The organism is Actinosynnema sp. NPDC059797, from assembly GCF_042732085.1.
In the GTDB taxonomy this organism is placed as follows: domain Bacteria; phylum Actinomycetota; class Actinomycetes; order Mycobacteriales; family Pseudonocardiaceae; genus Actinosynnema.
In genome coordinates, this window is sequence record NZ_JBHWIE010000167.1 from 1 (window position 1) to 16,237 (window position 16,237).

A 16,237-nucleotide genomic window follows, 5' to 3' on the forward strand; every position below is an offset into this window, starting at 1 on the left:
GTCCCGGGGTGGGTGGAGTAGACCTCGTGCCAGTGCCGGACCGAGCGGACCAGGTCGTCGATCACGTGGAGGAGGAACTGGCTGGTGTTCTCCATCCTGGCGCCGGCGGGGGTGGTGGGGCCGAGCTTCCGGGCCGCGATCCGGCAGGCCTCGGCGATCCGGGTCTGGGCGTGCGCACTGGCCATGATGGACCGGAACGCCACGTCGTCGCTGACGGCGTAGCGCTCGGCGCGGCTGCGGGGGTCGCGTTCGCGCGTGACGAGCGCCTGTCCCTCCAGGTAGCCGATGGCCTTGGAGATGGAGGCGGGGCTGACGCGCAGGCGTCGCACGAGTTCCGCCGAGGTCAGGCTGCCGCTGTCGGTGGTGAACAGCGCGGCGAGCACCCTGGCCATCATCTGGGGCAGCCCGGCCTGGACCATCAGCTCAACGCTCTGCGCGTCCACCTCCGCCACGAGCCGCGGGTCGCGCCCGCCGGGGTCGGCCGTCCCCGGTGACGTCGTCGGCGCGCCGGTCCTGCGCCGGCGGGCGTGCCGCGCGCCGGCCCGGTTGGCCGCCTCGGCGTGGTAGCCGCGCGGCCCGCCGTTGCGCATCACCTCGCGGGTGACGGTGGACGTCGGCCGCCCGATGCGGCGGCCGATGGCGGCGTAGGTCAGCTCGTCCCGCAGTCCCGCGGCGATCTGCTGTCGGTCCTGGAGGGTGAGCCTGTCACCGGGCATCGGGCGTCCTCCGCTGTTCGGCGTCGTGTGCAGGTTAATGCAACGCCATCATATTGCATTATCCGGCATTGACCATGCAACGATTCATCGAATCTAGCTGGGCATAAGTTGTTGCTTCACGCAGGAGTGATTGACGATTGCGTGTATGCAACATAACTTTTGCCGTGCCGTGAAGGTTCTCTCCGGCGTCCGACCTCATCAACGGGAGCGACACCCATGACCACCGATCCCGGTCGACCCGCGCTCGCGGCGACCGCGATGCGCAAGGCGTACGGCGACCACGTCGTGCTCGACGGCATCGACCTCGACGTCCCTTCGGGCTCCGTCTTCGCGCTGCTCGGCCCGAACGGCGCGGGCAAGACCACCGTGGTGCAGATCCTGTCCACGCTCATCCGCGCCGACGCGGGCGTGATGCGGGTCGCCGGTCACGACGTGGACCGGGAACCGGACGCCGTCCGCGCCGCGATCGGCGTCACCGGCCAGTTCTCCGCGGTCGACGGTTTCCTCACCGGCGAGGAGAACCTGCTGCTGATGGCCGACCTGCACCACCTGCCCCGCCGGGAACGGCGGCAGCGCGCCGACGACCTGCTGGCGCGGTTCGACCTGGTGGACGCGGCCCGCAGGCCCGCGGTGACGTACTCCGGCGGGATGCGCCGGCGCCTGGACCTCGCGATGACCCTGGTCGGCCGGCCCCGGGTGATCTTCCTCGACGAGCCGACCACCGGGCTGGACCCGCGCAGCAGGCGGACCATGTGGGAGGTCATCCGCGGGCTGGTGGCCGACGAGGGCGTCACGATCTTCCTCACCACCCAGTACCTCGACGAGGCCGACCGGCTCGCCGACCGGATCGCGGTGCTGCACCGGGGGGAGCTCGTCGGCCAGGGCACGCCGGAGGAGCTCAAGCGCCAGGTCGGCGGCGGCCACATCACCCTGCGGTTCACCGACGCGCACGGCTACGGGCAGGCCGCCCGGACCCTGGACGTGGCGTCCCGCGACGACGACGCGCTCACCTTGCAGGTCCCCGGCCAGGGCGACGTCCGGTCGTTGCGCGCGCTGCTGGACCGGCTCGACCGCGCCTCGCTCACCGTGGACGAACTCCGGGTCCACACCCCCGACCTCGACGACGTCTTCTTCGCCCTGACGGGCAACCCGGTCGCGGAACAGGAGCCCACCCGATGAGCACCGCCACCCGCGCGTTCACCGACTCGGCGACCATGCTGCGCCGCCAGTTGCGGCACATGCTGCGCTACCCGACGCTCACCCTCACCGCCGCCGGGGTCCCGGTGGTCTTCCTGCTGCTGTTCGTCTACGTCCTCGGCGGCATCCTCGGCAGCGGCCTCGGCGGGCCGTCGGGCGGCCGGGACGCCTACGTGGACTACGTCGTCCCGGGCATCATCCTGATGACCGCGGCCACCGCGGCCCAGGGCACCGCGATCTCCGTGGCGATCGACATGACCGAGGGCATCGTCGCCCGGTTCCGCACCATGGCCATCGCCCGGGTCTCGGTGCTCACCGGCCACGTGCTGGGCAGCCTGGTCCAGACCCTGCTGAGCATGGCCGCCGTCACCGCCGTCGCGCTGCTGGTGGGCTTCGAGCCCGCCGCGGACCTCGGTGGGTGGCTCGGCGCGATCGGCTTGCTCGTGCTGGTCATCCTCGCGTTCACCTGGCTGTCGGTCGCGCTGGCCATCCTGGCCAAGAGCGTCGCGGCCGCGAGCAACATGCTGACGCCGCTGATGGTCCTGCCGATGATGGGCAGCGGGTTCGTCCCCACCGACTCGATGCCCGCCGGGCTCAAGTGGTTCGCCGACCACCAGCCGTTCACCCCGTTCATCGAGACTTTGCGCGGGCTGCTCATGGGCACCCCGACCGGCGACAACGCGACCCTCGCCCTCGGCTGGTGCGCCCTGATCACCCTGGGTGGCTACCTGTGGGCCAGGAAGCTCTACAACCGCGAGCCCGCCAGGTGAGCGCCTCCGCGGTCGTGGTGTGCGGGAGGTGACCGGCGCCGCTCAGGCGTCGGCCGGCACCGGGGGAGCGGTGCGGCGCGACAGCACGGGCACGGTGGCGACGACCAGGAGGATGCCGACGAGGGCCAGCCCGTAGGAGACCAGGAACGGGTCGGTGCCCGGTCCCAACAGCGGGGAGAAGCCGACCCCGACGTACAGGGCGATGCCGCCCGCCCCGCCGAGCTGGTCGGCGCAGCGCTGCACCCCGGAGGCGATGCCCGCGTCGGCGTCGGTGACCCCGCGCAGGGCCGCGTTCTGCAGCGCCACCAGCCCGACGCCCATGCCGAAGGCGACGAGCACCGTTCCGGGGAACACCGAGACCACGAGCGGGGAGGTGTCCGGGGTCAGGGCGAGCACGCCGATGCCCAGGCCCGTGGTGGCCATGCCGAGCAGCGCGGTCCGGGTGAACTCCAGCCGCGCGATGATGCCGGGCACGACCACGGTGGCCACGATGAGCGTCACCGCCAGCGGCAGGAACGCCGCGCCCGCCGCGATGGGCGTCAGGCCGCGCTCCTCCTGGAGGTGCAGCGTCATCAGGAAGAACGTCGTGGACTGCGCCGCGCTGAACAGCGCCGTGGACCCGTTGGCCAGGAGGCGCTCGCGGTGGCGGAAGAACGACAGCGGCACCAACGGGTGCGCGGCGCTCCGCTCGACCAGCGGGAACGCCGCGGCGCACAGCAGCCCGGCCACCACGGCCGCGCCGGCGAGCACCGGGTGGGGGTCCTCGTCGCCGAACCGGATGACCCCGAAGATCAGCAGCAGCGGCGCGGCGATGAGCAGCGCGGCGCCGGGCAGGTCGACCGGGGCGCGGGACGGCGCGCCGTCCGGCCGGAGCAGCAGCAGGCACGCGCCCACCACGACGGCGACCAGCGGCAGGTTGATCAGGAAGATCCACCGCCAGTGCAGCAGCTCGGTGATCAGCCCGGACATCAGGAACCCGAGCACCAGGCCGGAACTGGCCACCGCCGCCCACGCGCTCAGCGCCCGCGACCTCTCCCGCGCCTCGGGGAACAGCAGGGCGAGGACCGACATGGCGGCGGGCAGGGCGAGGGCCTCGCCGGCGCCCTGCCCGAACCGGGCGAGCACCAGCAGCGGCAGCGACGGGGCGACACCGGCGCCCAGCGAGGCCAGTCCGAACAGAACCGCGCCCACCAGCAGCGTGCGGCGCCTGCCGAACAGGTCGGCGATCCGCCCGCCCGCCATGAGCAGGCCGCCGCCGACGACGGTGTAGCCGGTGACCACCCAGGTGAGGTGGCGGGCATCAACGCCGAAATCGTCGCCGATGGCGGGCAGCGCGATGTTCACCACGGTCACGTCGACCGCGATGAGGAACTGCAACAACGCGAGGAAGGTCAGCGTCAGCCGGCGCGACCGACCGGTTTCGGGCGTGTGCGCACCACGCACGGGGAAAGGCATGGGGGAGTGGCTCCGATTCTCGGGACGCGCGGGCAGCGCGAAGTGGGGGGAGCGCCGCAAAGGCAGCGCGAACCTGCGCCGATCCATCACGGCGCCGGTCACTCACACCCGAGAGTCCTTAAATGCCACTCACGGGCCCACCGTACCAACGCCGTCCGGCGACCGGCCACCGGAAGCCCGGTCCCGCACTGCGCCGATCCCTTGTGCCGCAACCACTCCGCGGCGCGGCACTCGCACGAGGGTGTTGTTGGGACGCGGGTCGGGACGGCGTGCACGTGGTGTGCGGCCGGGGGCCGATGCCGCGCGCCGCCACCCCGACCGCCTTCGCGGGACGCGGACCTCGGCCGGCTCAGCCCCGACGAGTGCGAAACCGCCTGGCGCCCCGCCCGGACCACCATCCCGGCGACACCGGCCTGATCCAGGCAACAGCCGACCCGGGTTATCGGGGAGCCTCAGCGCGGGTAGAGGCGGGTCACGATGTTGATCAGGGTGGGCTTGAGCAGGCCGGGGTGCGCGGCGGTGTCGTCCGGGCCGTGGGTGATGTCGGTCCAGCCGTTGGCGTCGGCGGCGACGCCCCCCGTCCCGGTGGTCAACCGCAGGGCGGGTAGCCGCTGATGGTGTCGCGGGCGGTGGTCACCTGGTCGCGGTACATCACCTGGGAGGCGGCGAGGAGCGCGGCGGTGTCGGACGTGCCGAGGTGCCCGACGGCCTCCTCGGTTGCCGCGATCACCGCGGAGAGCTCGTCCGCGATGTCCGGGGGCGCCTGCGGCAGCAGGACCCTGCCCCGCTCGACGACGATGCCCGCCATCCTCCTCGCTTCCGACAGGTCGGCGAGCCCTCCTCCGCGCACGATCGGCCTGCTGACGTCGGCGCTGAACGCCACCAGCGCGACGTCGACCACGTCGAGGTCCTGGCAGAACGCGGCCAGGGGGTTCGACGAGGTCGTGGTCGGGGTGGACCGCGGGAGAGCGGTGTCCTCCGGGGCGGAGGGCCTCGGGGCGTCCGTGGCCGAGCACCCCGCGAGCAGGCACAGGGCGGCCAGGGCAGCGGAAATTCGCATACACCGGTCCTACCGCGCCGCGCCGGGACCGGTCCCCGGTTCTACGGCACCCGGTGCGGGGCGCTCGTCGGCTCCTACGTCACCGGCGGTCGCACGCGGCCGAAAGCGGAGCATGACCGATCCGCCTGTGGCCAACCTTCATTATTCCTTCAGTGTGGATAAAAACTAGTCAATGTGGGGTGGTGTTCGGTGGGTGAGTCGGGCACGTTCAGCCCGCAGCACTAATCGGCTTCGAGCACAGCACGTCCGGGAACGGCGGGTAACCCAGCGCCCGCCAGAACTCCGGCCCCGCCTGCCGTCGAAGGTGCCGAGCACCACGCCTGCCACCGCGTCGCCGTGCCGGGCGACCAGGAACAGTTGGGGGTCGCGTTCCAGCTTGGCCTCGAGTTCCGCGCGGGGGAGGGCGTCGCGTCCCGCCGCCTTCCACACCTCGGTGACGTCGTCGTAGTCAGGCCAGGCGAACTGCCGCACGTGGATCACGGCGTTCATCCTCGACGCCGCCGGGGTCGAGGTCCACGGTGGCGCGCAGGTCGAACGTCAGGTGGGGGCGGATCGCGTTCAGCACGCGCAGCGCGGCACGGGAGCACGCGGCGAGCGCGAAGTCGCAGCCGCGGGCTTCGGCCTGCGCCCGCGCCCGCGCGAGAGCCCCGATCCCGCCGGCGCTGAGGAAGGTGACGCCGGACAGGTCGACGACGAGCGCGCGGGTCCCTCCCGCGAGCGCGCGGGAGAGGTCGAACATCAGCTCGTCGACGACCGCGATGTCGATCTCGCCCGATGGGCGGACCACGCTGAGGTGGCCGCGGCGCAGGACGTGGCTGTCGAACGGGACGACTTGGTCGTGGTACCAGTGCATCCGTACTCCCGGATCGGAACACGCGCGGGGCTCGGGGCTACTGGTTTAACCCGGTGGTGAGCATCTTCCGCGATCCGATGTGGTGAAGGTACTGCAAGTGCGCGGCGGTATCCCAGTCGAAACGGCCTTTCGCCTGAAACTCACCCAATGGGCGTGCGCGTTCAGGTTTGGTTACTGTGCGTGAAGTCGTTTGGGGGCGGCGGTGGTGACCTGCCCCTCGGTCGGTCCGTCGGGCGGGGCCGGGTTGATCTCGGGTGCGCGTCGGCGGCGGGGTCGGGAGGGGCGCTGAAAGCTCCGGCACTGCGGGGTTTGGAATTTTTTGCGCGTGGGTAGAGGTGCCGGCCGGAGGTACCGTGGGTGGATCAGCCGGCGAATGCCGGCAGCTGCGGAAGAATTGTTCGGGTCGAGCAGCGTGCTCGAATGACACGGCCGTGGCCTCCGGTGAACAGGAGAGCCCGACATGCACGAGCACACCACCCGTCTCACGACCACCGGACTGGACCGCGGCATCGCGCTGGTGGGCCTGTCGGGCACTCTCGACGCGGCGACGCACCGGCAGGTCGCGGCCGAGTTGGACGCCGTGTTCGAGGCGCGCCCGGCGGGGATCCTGCTGGACCTGCGCGACGTCGACTTCCTGGGGTCGGCCGGCATCGCGCTGCTGATCAACGCCCGGCACCGCGCGGACAGGCTGGGCGTGCCGTTCGCCGTGGTAGCGGACAGCCGGTGCGTGTTGCGGCCCCTGCGGATGAGCCGGGTCGACGGGGCGCTCCCGCTGTACGCGGCGGTGGACGAGGCGTTCGCCGCGTTGCGATTGGTCTCGGCCTGAACCGGCGTCGCCGGCCCGCCTGGGACGGGGGCGGTCGCGGGTGTTCCGGGTGGGAGCGGTGTTCGGCGGACCGGTCGGTGGACGGGTGGGGAGAGGTGGGAGCGGTATGAGCTTGGACTTCGCCGACTCGGTGACCCGGGGCCTGCACGATTACGCGCTGTCGGTGGCGCGGGCGCTGGGGGTGGGTGGCGAGGGCTGCTGCGTGCGGGCCGAGCACCCGGCGGAGGTCTACCTGGCGCTGGACGTCCGGTTGGAGCGCTTCCCGGACCGGGACGTGGCGCTGCTGTGGGACGAGGCGGTGGGTTGGTCGGTCGCGGTGGAGACGGGCAGCGGTGAGGACCTGATCCTGGTGGAGTCCTGCGGGGGCGGGCTCCGTCCCGCGGCGGGTGTGGTGGGCGAGTGGGCCCGGGGTGTGTTCGCCGGTGGGCTACCGGCCGAGGTGCGCCCGTTGGCCGAGGTGCGCCCGCTGGTGCCGCGCGACGCGGTCGTGGTCCCGCGCGAGGTGACCGGGGGTGACCGGGGCGCGGCGGTGTTCGAGGGTTCGGTGCCGGAGCCCAGGCGCGCGTGAGCCGCCGACCGGTCGGCGTCGGCCGAGTCGGCCTCGCTTTCCGCGGGACCCCGTCGGAATGCTCGCTCGATCGGCAACTGCGGAGTTAAGCTGCCGTTCGTGCCGAATCTGCGGATCAACGAGGCAGCCGCGCTGCTGGGGGTCAGTGACGACACCGTGCGCCGGTGGATCGACCAGGGGCGGCTGGCGTCGGTCCAGCTGGACAACGGGCGCAAGGGCGTCGAGGGCGCCGAGCTGGCGGCGTTCGCCCAGCGCGTCGCCGAGGCCGCCGAGCCCGGTGTCACGATCGCCGCGTCGGCGCGGAACCGGATGCGCGGCATCGTGACCAGGGTGGTCAAGGACGGCGTGATGGCGCAGGTGGAGCTGCAGGCCGGGCCGTTCCGGGTGGTGTCGCTGATGAGCCGCGAGTCGGCCGACGAGCTGGGGTTGGAGATCGGCAGCGTGGCGGTCGCCTCGATCAAGTCCACCCACGTCGTCGTCGAGATCCCGGAGGCGTGACCGTGGTCCGGACCGCGCGCGTGGTCGCGGTGGCCGCGGCCCTGTCGCTGGCCGGTTGCGGCGGGAGCGCCGAGCCCGCTCCCGGTGCCGCCGGGGTGACCGGTGAGGTCATGGTGTTCGCCGCGGCCTCGCTGACCGAGACCTTCACCGAGCTCGGCGAGGACTTCGAGGCGGCCAACCCCGGCACGACGGTGAGGTTCAACTTCGCGGGCAGTTCCGCGCTGGCCCAGCAGATCAACCAGGGCGCGCCGGTCGACGTGTTCGCCTCCGCCGCCCCGGCCAACGTGGCACAGGTCCGGGAGGCCGGCGGCATCACCGCCACGCCCACCACCTTCGCGCGCAACGTGCTCCGGATCGCCGTGCCGAAGGGCAACCCCGCCGGTGTCACCGGGCTGGCCGACTTCGCCGACGACGAGGTCAAGATCGCGTTGTGCGCGGAGCAGGTGCCGTGCGGGGCGGCGGCGAAGAAGGCGTTCGGGGCGGCCGGCGTCACCCCGCGGCCCGACACGCTGGAGCAGGACGTCAAGGCCGTGCTGACCAAGGTCCGGCTCGGCGAGGTCGACGCCGCGCTCGTCTACGCCACCGACGTCAAGGCCGCCGGTGGAGAGGTCGAGGGCATCGCGTTCCCCGAAGCCGACGAGGCAGTCAACGACTACCCGATCGCCCCCTTGGCCAAGGCGCCCAACGCCGCCGGGGCGAAGGCGTTCGTCGACCACGTGCTCTCGGAGGAGGGCCGCGCGGTGCTCGCCGAAGCAGGGTTCGCCGTACCGTGACCGGCACCCGCACGCGCAGGCGGGCGGCACGCGGTCGGGTGCCGCTGGTCCTGCTGCTGCCCGCCGTGCTGGGGTTGGCGTTCCTGCTGGTGCCGTTCGCGGGGCTGCTGCTGCGCGCGCCGTGGGGCGCGCTGCCCGCCCAGTTGTCCAGCCCCGGGGTCGGGGAGGCGCTGCGGCTGTCGCTGGTGTGCGCGACGCTGGCGACCGCGGTGTGCGTGGTGCTGGGCGTGCCGCTGGCGTGGGTGCTGGCCCGCGCGGACCTGCCGGGTCGGGGGTTCCTGCGCGCCCTGGTGACCGTGCCGCTGGTGCTGCCCCCGGTGGTGGGTGGTGTGGCGCTGCTGTTCGTGCTCGGCCGCCGGGGCGTGGTGGGGCAGTACCTGGACGCCTGGTTCGGGGTGTCCCTGCCGTTCACCACGGCCGGTGTGGTGGTGGCGGAGGCGTTCGTCGCGATGCCGTTCCTGGTGATCTCGGTGGAGGGCGCGCTGCGGGCGGCCGATCCCCGCTACGAGGAGGCCGCCGCCACGCTGGGCGCGTCGCGCTGGCACGCGTTCCGCCGCGTCACGCTGCCCTCCGTCCTGCCGGGCCTGGTCGCGGGCACGGTGCTGTGCTGGGCGCGGGCGCTGGGGGAGTTCGGCGCGACGATCACGTTCGCGGGCAACTTCCCCGGCGAGACCACCACCATGCCGCTGGCGGTCTACCTGGCCCTGGAGACCGACCCGGACGCGGCGGTCGTGCTGAGCGTGGTGCTGCTGCTGGTCTCGGTCGCCGTGCTGGCCGGGCTGCGCGACCGCTGGATCAGGGGAGCGGCGTGACCCTCGACGCCCGCCTGCGCGCCACCCGCGGCGCCTTCGACCTGGACCTGGCCCTGACCGTCGAGCCCGGCGAGGTCGTCGCCCTGCTCGGACCCAACGGCGCGGGCAAGACGACCGCGCTGCGCGCCCTGGCGGGCCTGCTCCCGCTGACCGGCGGCCACCTGCGCCTGGACGGCCGCGCCTGGGACGAGCCGCCGGGGGTGTTCGTGCCGCCGGAACGGCGCCCGATCGGCGTGGTGTTCCAGGACTACCTGCTGTTCGGGCACCTGTCCGCGGTGGACAACGTCGCCTTCGGCCCCCGTGCCCGCGGCGCCCGCAAGGCCGACGCCCGCGCCACCGCCCGCGAGTGGCTGGGCCGCGTGGGTCTCGCCGAGCACGCCGGCAGCAAGCCCCGCGCCCTGTCCGGCGGCCAGGCCCAGCGCGTCGCCCTGGCCCGCGCCCTGGCCACGGAGCCCGCGCTCCTGCTGCTCGACGAACCGCTGGCGGCCCTCGACGCCGCCACCCGGCTGCTCACGCGCGCCGAGCTGGGCAGCCACCTCGACCGCTTCGCCGGCGGCACGGTCCTGGTCACCCACGACCCGATCGACGCCATGGTGCTGGCCGACCGCCTGGTCATCCTCGAACGCGGCCGGGTCGTGCAGCAGGGCGCGCCCGTCGACGTGGCCCGCCACCCCCGCACGCCGTACGTGGCGGACCTCGTGGGCCTCAACCTCTACCGGGGCACCGCCGACGGCGCCGAGGTCGTCCTCGCCGGCGGCGGCCGGTTCGCCCTCGCCGAGCCCGCCCGCGGCCACGTGCTGGTCACCTTCGCCCCCGCGGCGGTCAGCCTCCACGCCACCCGGCCCGCGCGCGGCTCCCTCAACACCTGGGAGGTCACCGTCACGGGCGTGGAGCAGCACGCCCACACCAGCCGCGCCCGCCTCGACGGCGCGCCGCCGACCCTCGCCGACCTCACCGCCGCGACCGTCGCCGAACTGCGCCTGCGCCCCGGCGACCGCCTGTGGGCCGCGGTCGAGGCGGCGGAGACCCGCGCCTACCCGGCTTGACCGGAACGCGTGATCGGCTTGACCCGAACGGGCCTGTCCCGGTCGCGCCTCATGGCCGAATGCTGTGTCCTGTACGGGTACACCGCCCCGCATGGAGGATGTCGTGCCGCTGACCGACCTGCTCAGGACCAAGATCAACCGTGGTTTCGACCACCTCGACGTCGACGGTGACGGCCTGCTCACCGAGCAGGACCACGTCCTCATGGGCCGCCGCGCGGCGGAGGCGCTGGGCCACGAGTCCGGTTCGGAGCAGGAGCGGCGCATCGTGGAGGCGTACCTGCGCATCTGGCACGACCTGCACCGCCCGCACATCCCCGGCGGTGGCGAGGCCATCACCCGCGAGCAGTTCCTCGCCTCCACCGGCAGCCTCGCCGACGACCCGGTGGCGGCGCGCGCGAGCGTGGGCGCGCTCGCGGAGGCATTCCTCGCCATCGCCGACACCGACGCCGACGGGCGCGTGAGCCCGGCCGAGTTCCTGGTGTTCCAGCACGGGCACTTCCCCGGCCTGACGGAGGCCGAGGCCGACGAGGCGTTCCGGCACCTCGACCTCGACGGCGACGGCCACCTCACCGCCGAGGAGTTCATCCAGGCGTGCGTGGACTACTGGTCGAGCACCGACCCGGACGCGCCCGGGAACTGGTGGACCGGCAGGCCCGCTGCCTGACACCGGCCGGCGCCGCGTTGCCTGAGGCGGCGCCCGGTTCCCGTCTCCGACGGCCGGCCGCGCCACCGTGATCCGATATGGTCCGGGCCGATGATTCCGCAGACTCGCCCCTCGGACCTGCCGGCTCACACCGACTTCACGTCGTCGGGTTCGCCCGTGGTGGGGCGGAAAGTGCGGTTACGCGCGATCGAACCCCGTGACCGGCCCACGCTCGTCGGGTTCGACCGGGACCCCGCCGACCACGGGTCGCCGCAGGTCGGCGGCTACCGGCACTGGGCGGCGCACCGGGTCCGCACGCCCGAGTCGGGCGAGGACCTCCAGTTCGCGATCGAGGCGCTGGACAGCGGGGTGCTGGTCGGGTCGGTGTCCGCGGTCCAGGCCGACGCCACCCCCGACCGGTTCGGCTACGGCATCGGGATCGGGCCCCGGCACCGGCGGCGCGGCTACGCGACCGACGCCATCACCACCCTGCTGGCGCTCATGTTCGGGCAGCGCGGCTACCGCACGTGCGAGGTCGGCATCTACGGCGGCAACGCCGCCTCCCTGGCCCTGCACGCCGCCCTCGGCTTCCGGGAGGAGAAGCGCCTCCTCGACCCCGGCCCGTCCCCGGACGGGTTCCGGCACCTGGTGCTCATGACCATCACCGCGCGCGAGTTCGCCGCGCTCCACCCGGTCCGCACCGGGTCGCCCGACGCCGGCGGTCCCGGCCGCGGCCGGCACTGGCGCGAACCGCGCGAACGCCACCGGCCCGCCCGGGAGGGCTGACCGGGACCTCGCCGTGCCGACCCTCGGCCGGACCCTCGGCCGGACCCTCGACCGGACCCTCGACCGGGCACGCGCACACTGGACCGGTGGACGGCAAGCGCAAGCGCGGCGAGCTGAGGATCTACCTCGGCGCGGCACCCGGTGTCGGCAAGACCTTCGCCGTGCTGGGGGAGGCCCACCGGCGTCGCGACCGGGGCACGGACGTGGTGGTCGGGCTGGTCGAGACGCACGGGCGGGAGCGGACCGCCGCGTTGCTCGGCGGCCTGGAGCAGCTGCCCCGCAGGCGGGTGCGGCACGGCGGCGTCGAGCTGGCCGAGCTGGACGTCGACGGCCTGCTGGCCCGCCGGCCGGAGGTGGCGGTGGTGGACGAGCTGGCGCACACCAACGCGCCCGGCTCGCGCAACGCCAAGCGCTGGCAGGACGTGGAGGAGCTGCTGGAGGCCGGCATCGACGTGCTGTCGACGGTCAACGTGCAGCACCTGGAGTCGCTCAACGACGTGGTCGAGCGCATCACGGGGGTGGCGCAGCGCGAGACCGTGCCCGACGAGGTGGTCCGCCGGGCCGAGCAGGTGGAGCTGGTCGACATCACGCCGGAGGCGCTGCGCCGCCGCCTGGCGCACGGCAACGTGTACGCCGCGCACAAGATCGACGCGGCCCTGGGCAACTACTTCCGGGTCGGCAACCTGGCCGCGCTGCGCGAGCTGGCCCTGCTGTGGGTGGCCGACCAGGTCGACGTGGCGTTGCAGCGGTACCGCTCGGAGCAGCGCATCACCGACACCTGGGAGACCCGCGAGCGGGTCGTGGCGGCGATCAGCGGCGGCCCCGAGAGCGAGACGCTGATCCGCCGGGCCCGCCGCGTCGCGCTGCGCGCCGGGGCGGAGCTGATGGTCGTGCACGTCCTGCGCGGCGACGGGTTGACCGGCGCGTCACCCCGGCTGGTGGCCGGGTTCCGGCGCGTCGCCGAGGACCTGGGCGCGACCTTCCACACCGTGGTCGGCGACGACGTGCCCACCGCCCTGCTGGAGTTCGCGCGCGGCGTCAACGCCACCCAGCTCGTCCTCGGCACCTCCCGCCGACCCCGGCTGGCACGGGTGTTCGAGGAGGGCATCGGATCGGCCGTGATCCAGGCCTCCGGGCCCATCGACGTGCACATGGTCACCCATGACGAGGCGCGCCGCGCCCCGAGGTGGCGGGCCGGCCGCAAGGCGCTGTCCCGGCGCCGCGAGCTGCTGGGGTGGCTGCTGGCCGCGGTGCTGCCGCTCGGGGTGACCGGGGTGGGCCTGCTGGGCGGGCGCGGCCTGACCTTCGCCGCCGAGGTGGTCGGGTTCTTCCTGGCCACGGTGCTGGTCGCGCTGATCGGCGGCCTCGGGCCCGCGGTGGTCGCGGCGCTGTTCGGCGCGGGACTGCTCAACTTCTTCTTCACCCCGCCCTACCACAGCCTGGCCGTGGCCACGCCGGAGAACCTGGTCACGCTGGCCGCGATGCTGGTGGTCGCGGTGCTGGTCGCGCTGGTGGTGGACCGGGCCTCCCGGCTGGCCGAGCAGGGCGCGCGGGCCCGCACCGAGGCCGCCCTGCTCGCCTCCTACGCCCGCACCGTGCTGACCAGCCCGTTCCCGGTGGTGCGGCTGCTGGAGCAGGTGCGGGAGAACTTCGGGCTGGACTCGGTGGCGCTGCTGGAGCGGCGCGACGGGGCGTGGGAGCGCGTGGCCTGCGTCGGGCCGACGCCGTGCGACGAGCCCGACGAAGCCGACGTGGACGTGCCGGTCACCGCGGACCTGCACCTGGCGCTGCGCGGGCGGGCGCTGCCGGCGAGCGACCAGCGGGCCCTGGAGGCCGCGGCCGGGCAGGCGGTGCTGGCCCTGCGGCAGCAGCGGCTGGCCGCCGAGACCGCGCAGGCGCAGCGGCGGGCCGAGACCACCGAGCTGCGCACCGCGCTGCTGTCGGCCGTCGGCCACGACCTGCGCACCCCGCTCACCTCGATCAAGGCCGCGATCGGCAGCCTGCGCGACCCCGAGCTGCGGTTGTCCGCCGAGGACACCGCCGAACTGCTGGAGACCGTGGAGGTGTCGGCCGACCGGCTGACCGGGCTGATCGACAACCTGCTCGACTCGTCCCGCCTGGCCACCGGGGCGGTCGCGCCGCGGCTGAAGGCGGTCACCTACGACGAGGTGGTCGCCCGCGCCCTGGCGGGCATCGACGAGCGCGCCACCGTGTCGGTCGACGTCGCCGAGCACCTGCCGCCCGTGCTGGCCGACCTGGGCCTGCTGGAGCGCGTGGTGGCCAACGTGGTCGACAACGCCCTGCGCCACGGCAGGCTCCGCCCGCGCCGCGCGGTCGACGTGGACGGCGACGGCACCATCGCGGTGGACGAACCGGAGGTCGCCGTGCGCGCCAGCGCCTACGGCGACCGGGTCGAGCTGCGCGTGGTCGACCACGGCCAGGGCCTGCCCAAGAACACGGCCGAGGCGGTGTTCGCGCCGTTCCAGCGCCTCGGCGACCGCGACGCCACCCCCGGCGTCGGGCTCGGGCTGAGCGTGGCCAAGGGCTTCGTGGACGCCATGGGCGGCACCATCACGGCCGAGGACACCCCGGGCGGCGGCCTGACCGTCGTGATCTCCCTGCCGGTCGCGCGGGTGGCGGTGTCGTCGTGACCACGGTCCTGGTCGTGGACGACGACCCGCAGGTCCTGCGGGTGCTGCGGATCGCCCTGACCGCCCGCGGCTACGCGGTGCGCACCGCCGCCGACGGCGCGTCGGCGCTGGGCGAGGCGGACGGGGCGGACCTGGTCCTGCTCGACCTCGGGTTACCGGACCTCGACGGCATCGAGGTGATCACCCGGCTGCGCCGGTCGAGCACCGTGCCGGTCGTCGTGCTGTCCGCGCGGCCCGGGGCCGCGGACAAGGTGCGGGCGCTGGACGCGGGCGCCGACGACTACGTCACCAAGCCGTTCGGGATGGACGAGCTGCTGGCCAGGCTGCGGGCCGCGGTGCGCCGCTCCGGCAGGCGGCCGTCCGGCGAACCGCCGGTGCGCACCGCGTCGTTCACCGTCGACCTGACCGCCAAGAAGATCGTCCGCGACGGCCGCGAAGTGCGCCTGACCCCGATCGAGTGGGGGCTGCTGGAGGTCCTGGTGCGGGCGGGCGGCGAGGTGGTCGACCCGGAGAGCCTGATGGCGCGCGTCTGGGGACCCGCCTACACCTCTGCCACCCACTACCTGCGGGTCTACCTGGCGCAGCTGCGGCGCAAGCTCGAACCCGAGCCGTCCCGGCCGCGCCACCTGCTCACCGGACCCGGCCGGGGCTACCGGTTCCAGGCGTGAACCGGACCGGCAGCGCCCCACCGGCAGCGCCCCGTCGGCGGGTCAGGCCGCGCGGCCCCGGCTCACCGGCCTCAGGCGCGTTCCCCGCGCCGGCCGGTCGCCCTCCTCGCCCTCCTCGCCCTCCGGCGCGGCGTCCGACCCGTGGTCGCCACCGCCCCCGGGCTCGACCCCCGCCCGCCGGTCACCGTCGGGATCGCGGTGACCGCGCCGGACCACCACCAGCACCACCAGGGCCAGCACCAGGATCACGTGCGAGGTCACCCGCGTCACCGTCGCCTGCCCGGTCACCAGGTCCCGCGCCGAGAACCCGCCCAGCACCACCACGAACACCGCCACCACCGGCAGCAGCCCCGCGGCGGCCCGCGGCTTGAGCGCCGCCCACAGCAGGCCCACCCCCAGCGCCAGGTTCCACGCCGTGCCCTCGTTGAACAGGTGACCGGGACCGTGCCCGCCGTGCCCCGCCGCGCTCGCGCCCACCCCCAGCAGCTGGGACAACCCCAGGGTCAGCTGCGCGACCGCCACGACCGCCAGCCCGCCGCGCGCGTACCAGCCGTCGGTGCGCACGGGCGGCGGCGCGGCGGCCAGCACGGCGCCCGCCAGGTCCGGTGTCGACGTCGCCGGGCGCAGCCGCAACGACCTGGTCAGCACGGTCGCGCGCGCCTGCCACGCCCGGCACGACGCGCACCCGGCCAGGTGCGCGTCGGTCTCGGCGGCGGGCGCGGGTTCCTCCTCGCCGTCCACCCGGGCGGACAGGGCCTCGCGGCAGGTGTCGCAGTCCACGACGGCCATTGTCGGTCACCCGGCCGCAGAAGTCGCCCGGGTGTGCCCGCGCGGGTCCTCACGCGGGCGGGCGGTGCCGGCGCGGTCGCCGGACGCGCACGGCTTCCCGTCCCGCACCCACGGGATCCGCAGCGG

19 protein-coding genes are annotated in these 16,237 nt (G+C 74.2%); 12 read left to right on the plus strand and 7 right to left on the minus strand.

From position 1 onward, the window contains the following. On the minus strand, positions 1–716 hold a 716-nt coding region (locus ACFV4N_RS28020; protein ID WP_499675595.1), incomplete at its 3' end, for a GbsR/MarR family transcriptional regulator. 216 nt (positions 717–932) lie between these two features. Here ACFV4N_RS28020 and ACFV4N_RS28025 point away from each other — a divergent pair. Beyond that, positions 933–1,895, plus strand: coding sequence for an ATP-binding cassette domain-containing protein (locus ACFV4N_RS28025; protein ID WP_499675596.1), 963 nt, complete (start codon positions 933–935; stop codon positions 1,893–1,895). Further along, positions 1,892–2,683 carry an ABC transporter permease gene (locus tag ACFV4N_RS28030; RefSeq protein WP_499675597.1) on the plus strand — a complete coding sequence of 264 codons (792 nt, stop codon included), beginning with the start codon at positions 1,892–1,894 and terminating at the stop codon, positions 2,681–2,683. Before ACFV4N_RS28025 ends, ACFV4N_RS28030 begins: the two co-directional genes overlap by 4 nt. A 42-nt stretch (positions 2,684–2,725) precedes the next feature. Here the strand turns inward: ACFV4N_RS28030 and ACFV4N_RS28035 are convergent, their stop codons facing one another. The 5 genes from ACFV4N_RS28035 to ACFV4N_RS28055 all read right to left on the minus strand — a co-directional run bounded on the left by ACFV4N_RS28035 (position 2,726) and on the right by ACFV4N_RS28055 (position 6,051). Beyond that, positions 2,726–4,126 (minus strand): MFS transporter, encoded by a 1,401-nt coding sequence (locus tag ACFV4N_RS28035; protein WP_499675598.1) that lies wholly within the window; start codon positions 4,124–4,126, stop codon positions 2,726–2,728. Between the two features lie 464 nt (positions 4,127–4,590). Then, positions 4,591–4,731 carry a hypothetical protein gene (locus ACFV4N_RS28040; protein WP_499675599.1) on the minus strand — a complete coding sequence of 47 codons (141 nt, stop codon included), beginning with the start codon at positions 4,729–4,731 and terminating at the stop codon, positions 4,591–4,593. Continuing rightward, positions 4,728–5,198 carry a hypothetical protein gene (locus ACFV4N_RS28045; protein ID WP_499675600.1) on the minus strand — a complete coding sequence of 157 codons (471 nt, stop codon included), beginning with the start codon at positions 5,196–5,198 and terminating at the stop codon, positions 4,728–4,730. Before ACFV4N_RS28045 ends, ACFV4N_RS28040 begins: the two co-directional genes overlap by 4 nt. A 165-nt stretch (positions 5,199–5,363) precedes the next feature. Then, positions 5,364–5,678, minus strand: a complete 315-nt coding sequence (locus ACFV4N_RS28050) for a GNAT family N-acetyltransferase (protein ID WP_499675613.1) — start codon at positions 5,676–5,678, stop codon at positions 5,364–5,366. Then, a complete protein-coding gene (locus ACFV4N_RS28055) occupies positions 5,647–6,051 on the minus strand; it encodes an STAS domain-containing protein (RefSeq protein WP_499675601.1) in 405 nt (134 codons plus the stop codon). Before ACFV4N_RS28055 ends, ACFV4N_RS28050 begins: the two co-directional genes overlap by 32 nt. Before the next feature lie 460 nt (positions 6,052–6,511). Here ACFV4N_RS28055 and ACFV4N_RS28060 point away from each other — a divergent pair, with 460 nt between their 5' ends. From ACFV4N_RS28060 to ACFV4N_RS28105, 10 genes are all read left to right on the plus strand, one after another. Next, on the plus strand, positions 6,512–6,877 hold the full coding sequence (locus tag ACFV4N_RS28060) for an STAS domain-containing protein (RefSeq protein WP_499675602.1): 366 nt from the start codon (positions 6,512–6,514) through the stop codon (positions 6,875–6,877). Positions 6,878–6,983: 106 nt separating this feature from the next. Further along, complete coding sequence (locus tag ACFV4N_RS28065) at positions 6,984–7,445, plus strand: DUF6292 family protein (protein ID WP_499675603.1); 462 nt, start codon at positions 6,984–6,986, stop codon at positions 7,443–7,445. A gap of 99 nt (positions 7,446–7,544) precedes the next feature. After that, positions 7,545–7,943, plus strand: coding sequence for a TOBE domain-containing protein (locus tag ACFV4N_RS28070; RefSeq protein ID WP_499675604.1), 399 nt, complete (start codon positions 7,545–7,547; stop codon positions 7,941–7,943). A 2-nt stretch (positions 7,944–7,945) separates the two neighbouring features. Next, positions 7,946–8,716 carry a molybdate ABC transporter substrate-binding protein gene (modA, locus tag ACFV4N_RS28075; RefSeq protein ID WP_499675612.1) on the plus strand — a complete coding sequence of 257 codons (771 nt, stop codon included), beginning with the start codon at positions 7,946–7,948 and terminating at the stop codon, positions 8,714–8,716. Next, positions 8,713–9,528, plus strand: a complete 816-nt coding sequence (gene modB / locus ACFV4N_RS28080; RefSeq protein WP_499675605.1) for a molybdate ABC transporter permease subunit — start codon at positions 8,713–8,715, stop codon at positions 9,526–9,528. The genes modA and modB overlap by 4 nt, the downstream gene beginning before the upstream one ends. Next, positions 9,525–10,574 (plus strand): ABC transporter ATP-binding protein, encoded by a 1,050-nt coding sequence (locus ACFV4N_RS28085; RefSeq protein WP_499675606.1) that lies wholly within the window; start codon positions 9,525–9,527, stop codon positions 10,572–10,574. The genes modB and ACFV4N_RS28085 overlap by 4 nt, the downstream gene beginning before the upstream one ends. Before the next feature lie 91 nt (positions 10,575–10,665). Next, on the plus strand, positions 10,666–11,238 hold the full coding sequence (locus ACFV4N_RS28090; protein WP_499675607.1) for an EF-hand domain-containing protein: 573 nt from the start codon (positions 10,666–10,668) through the stop codon (positions 11,236–11,238). Positions 11,239–11,409: 171 nt separating this feature from the next. Further along, positions 11,410–12,003, plus strand: coding sequence for a GNAT family N-acetyltransferase (locus ACFV4N_RS28095; RefSeq protein ID WP_499675608.1), 594 nt, complete (start codon positions 11,410–11,412; stop codon positions 12,001–12,003). 86 nt (positions 12,004–12,089) lie between these two features. Next, positions 12,090–14,654 carry a DUF4118 domain-containing protein gene (locus ACFV4N_RS28100; protein WP_499675609.1) on the plus strand — a complete coding sequence of 855 codons (2,565 nt, stop codon included), beginning with the start codon at positions 12,090–12,092 and terminating at the stop codon, positions 14,652–14,654. Beyond that, positions 14,651–15,322, plus strand: coding sequence for a response regulator (locus tag ACFV4N_RS28105; protein ID WP_499675610.1), 672 nt, complete (start codon positions 14,651–14,653; stop codon positions 15,320–15,322). The genes ACFV4N_RS28100 and ACFV4N_RS28105 overlap by 4 nt, the downstream gene beginning before the upstream one ends. Before the next feature lie 42 nt (positions 15,323–15,364). Here the strand turns inward: ACFV4N_RS28105 and ACFV4N_RS28110 are convergent, their stop codons facing one another. Continuing rightward, on the minus strand, positions 15,365–16,111 hold the full coding sequence (locus ACFV4N_RS28110) for a zf-HC2 domain-containing protein (RefSeq protein WP_499675611.1): 747 nt from the start codon (positions 16,109–16,111) through the stop codon (positions 15,365–15,367). Between the last annotated feature and the right edge of the window lie 126 nt (positions 16,112–16,237).

Coding starts and splice junctions, on each gene's coding strand:
- ACFV4N_RS28025 (WP_499675596.1), top strand. CDS start 933: ATGACCACCGATCCCGGTCGACCCGCGCTCGCGGCGACCGCGATGCGC.
- ACFV4N_RS28030 (WP_499675597.1), top strand. CDS start 1,892: ATGAGCACCGCCACCCGCGCGTTCACCGACTCGGCGACCATGCTGCGC.
- ACFV4N_RS28045 (WP_499675600.1), bottom strand. CDS start 5,198: ATGCGAATTTCCGCTGCCCTGGCCGCCCTGTGCCTGCTCGCGGGGTGC.
- ACFV4N_RS28055 (WP_499675601.1), bottom strand. CDS start 6,051: ATGCACTGGTACCACGACCAAGTCGTCCCGTTCGACAGCCACGTCCTG.
- ACFV4N_RS28060 (WP_499675602.1), top strand. CDS start 6,512: ATGCACGAGCACACCACCCGTCTCACGACCACCGGACTGGACCGCGGC.
- ACFV4N_RS28065 (WP_499675603.1), top strand. CDS start 6,984: ATGAGCTTGGACTTCGCCGACTCGGTGACCCGGGGCCTGCACGATTAC.
- ACFV4N_RS28090 (WP_499675607.1), top strand. CDS start 10,666: ATGGAGGATGTCGTGCCGCTGACCGACCTGCTCAGGACCAAGATCAAC.
- ACFV4N_RS28110 (WP_499675611.1), bottom strand. CDS start 16,111: ATGGCCGTCGTGGACTGCGACACCTGCCGCGAGGCCCTGTCCGCCCGG.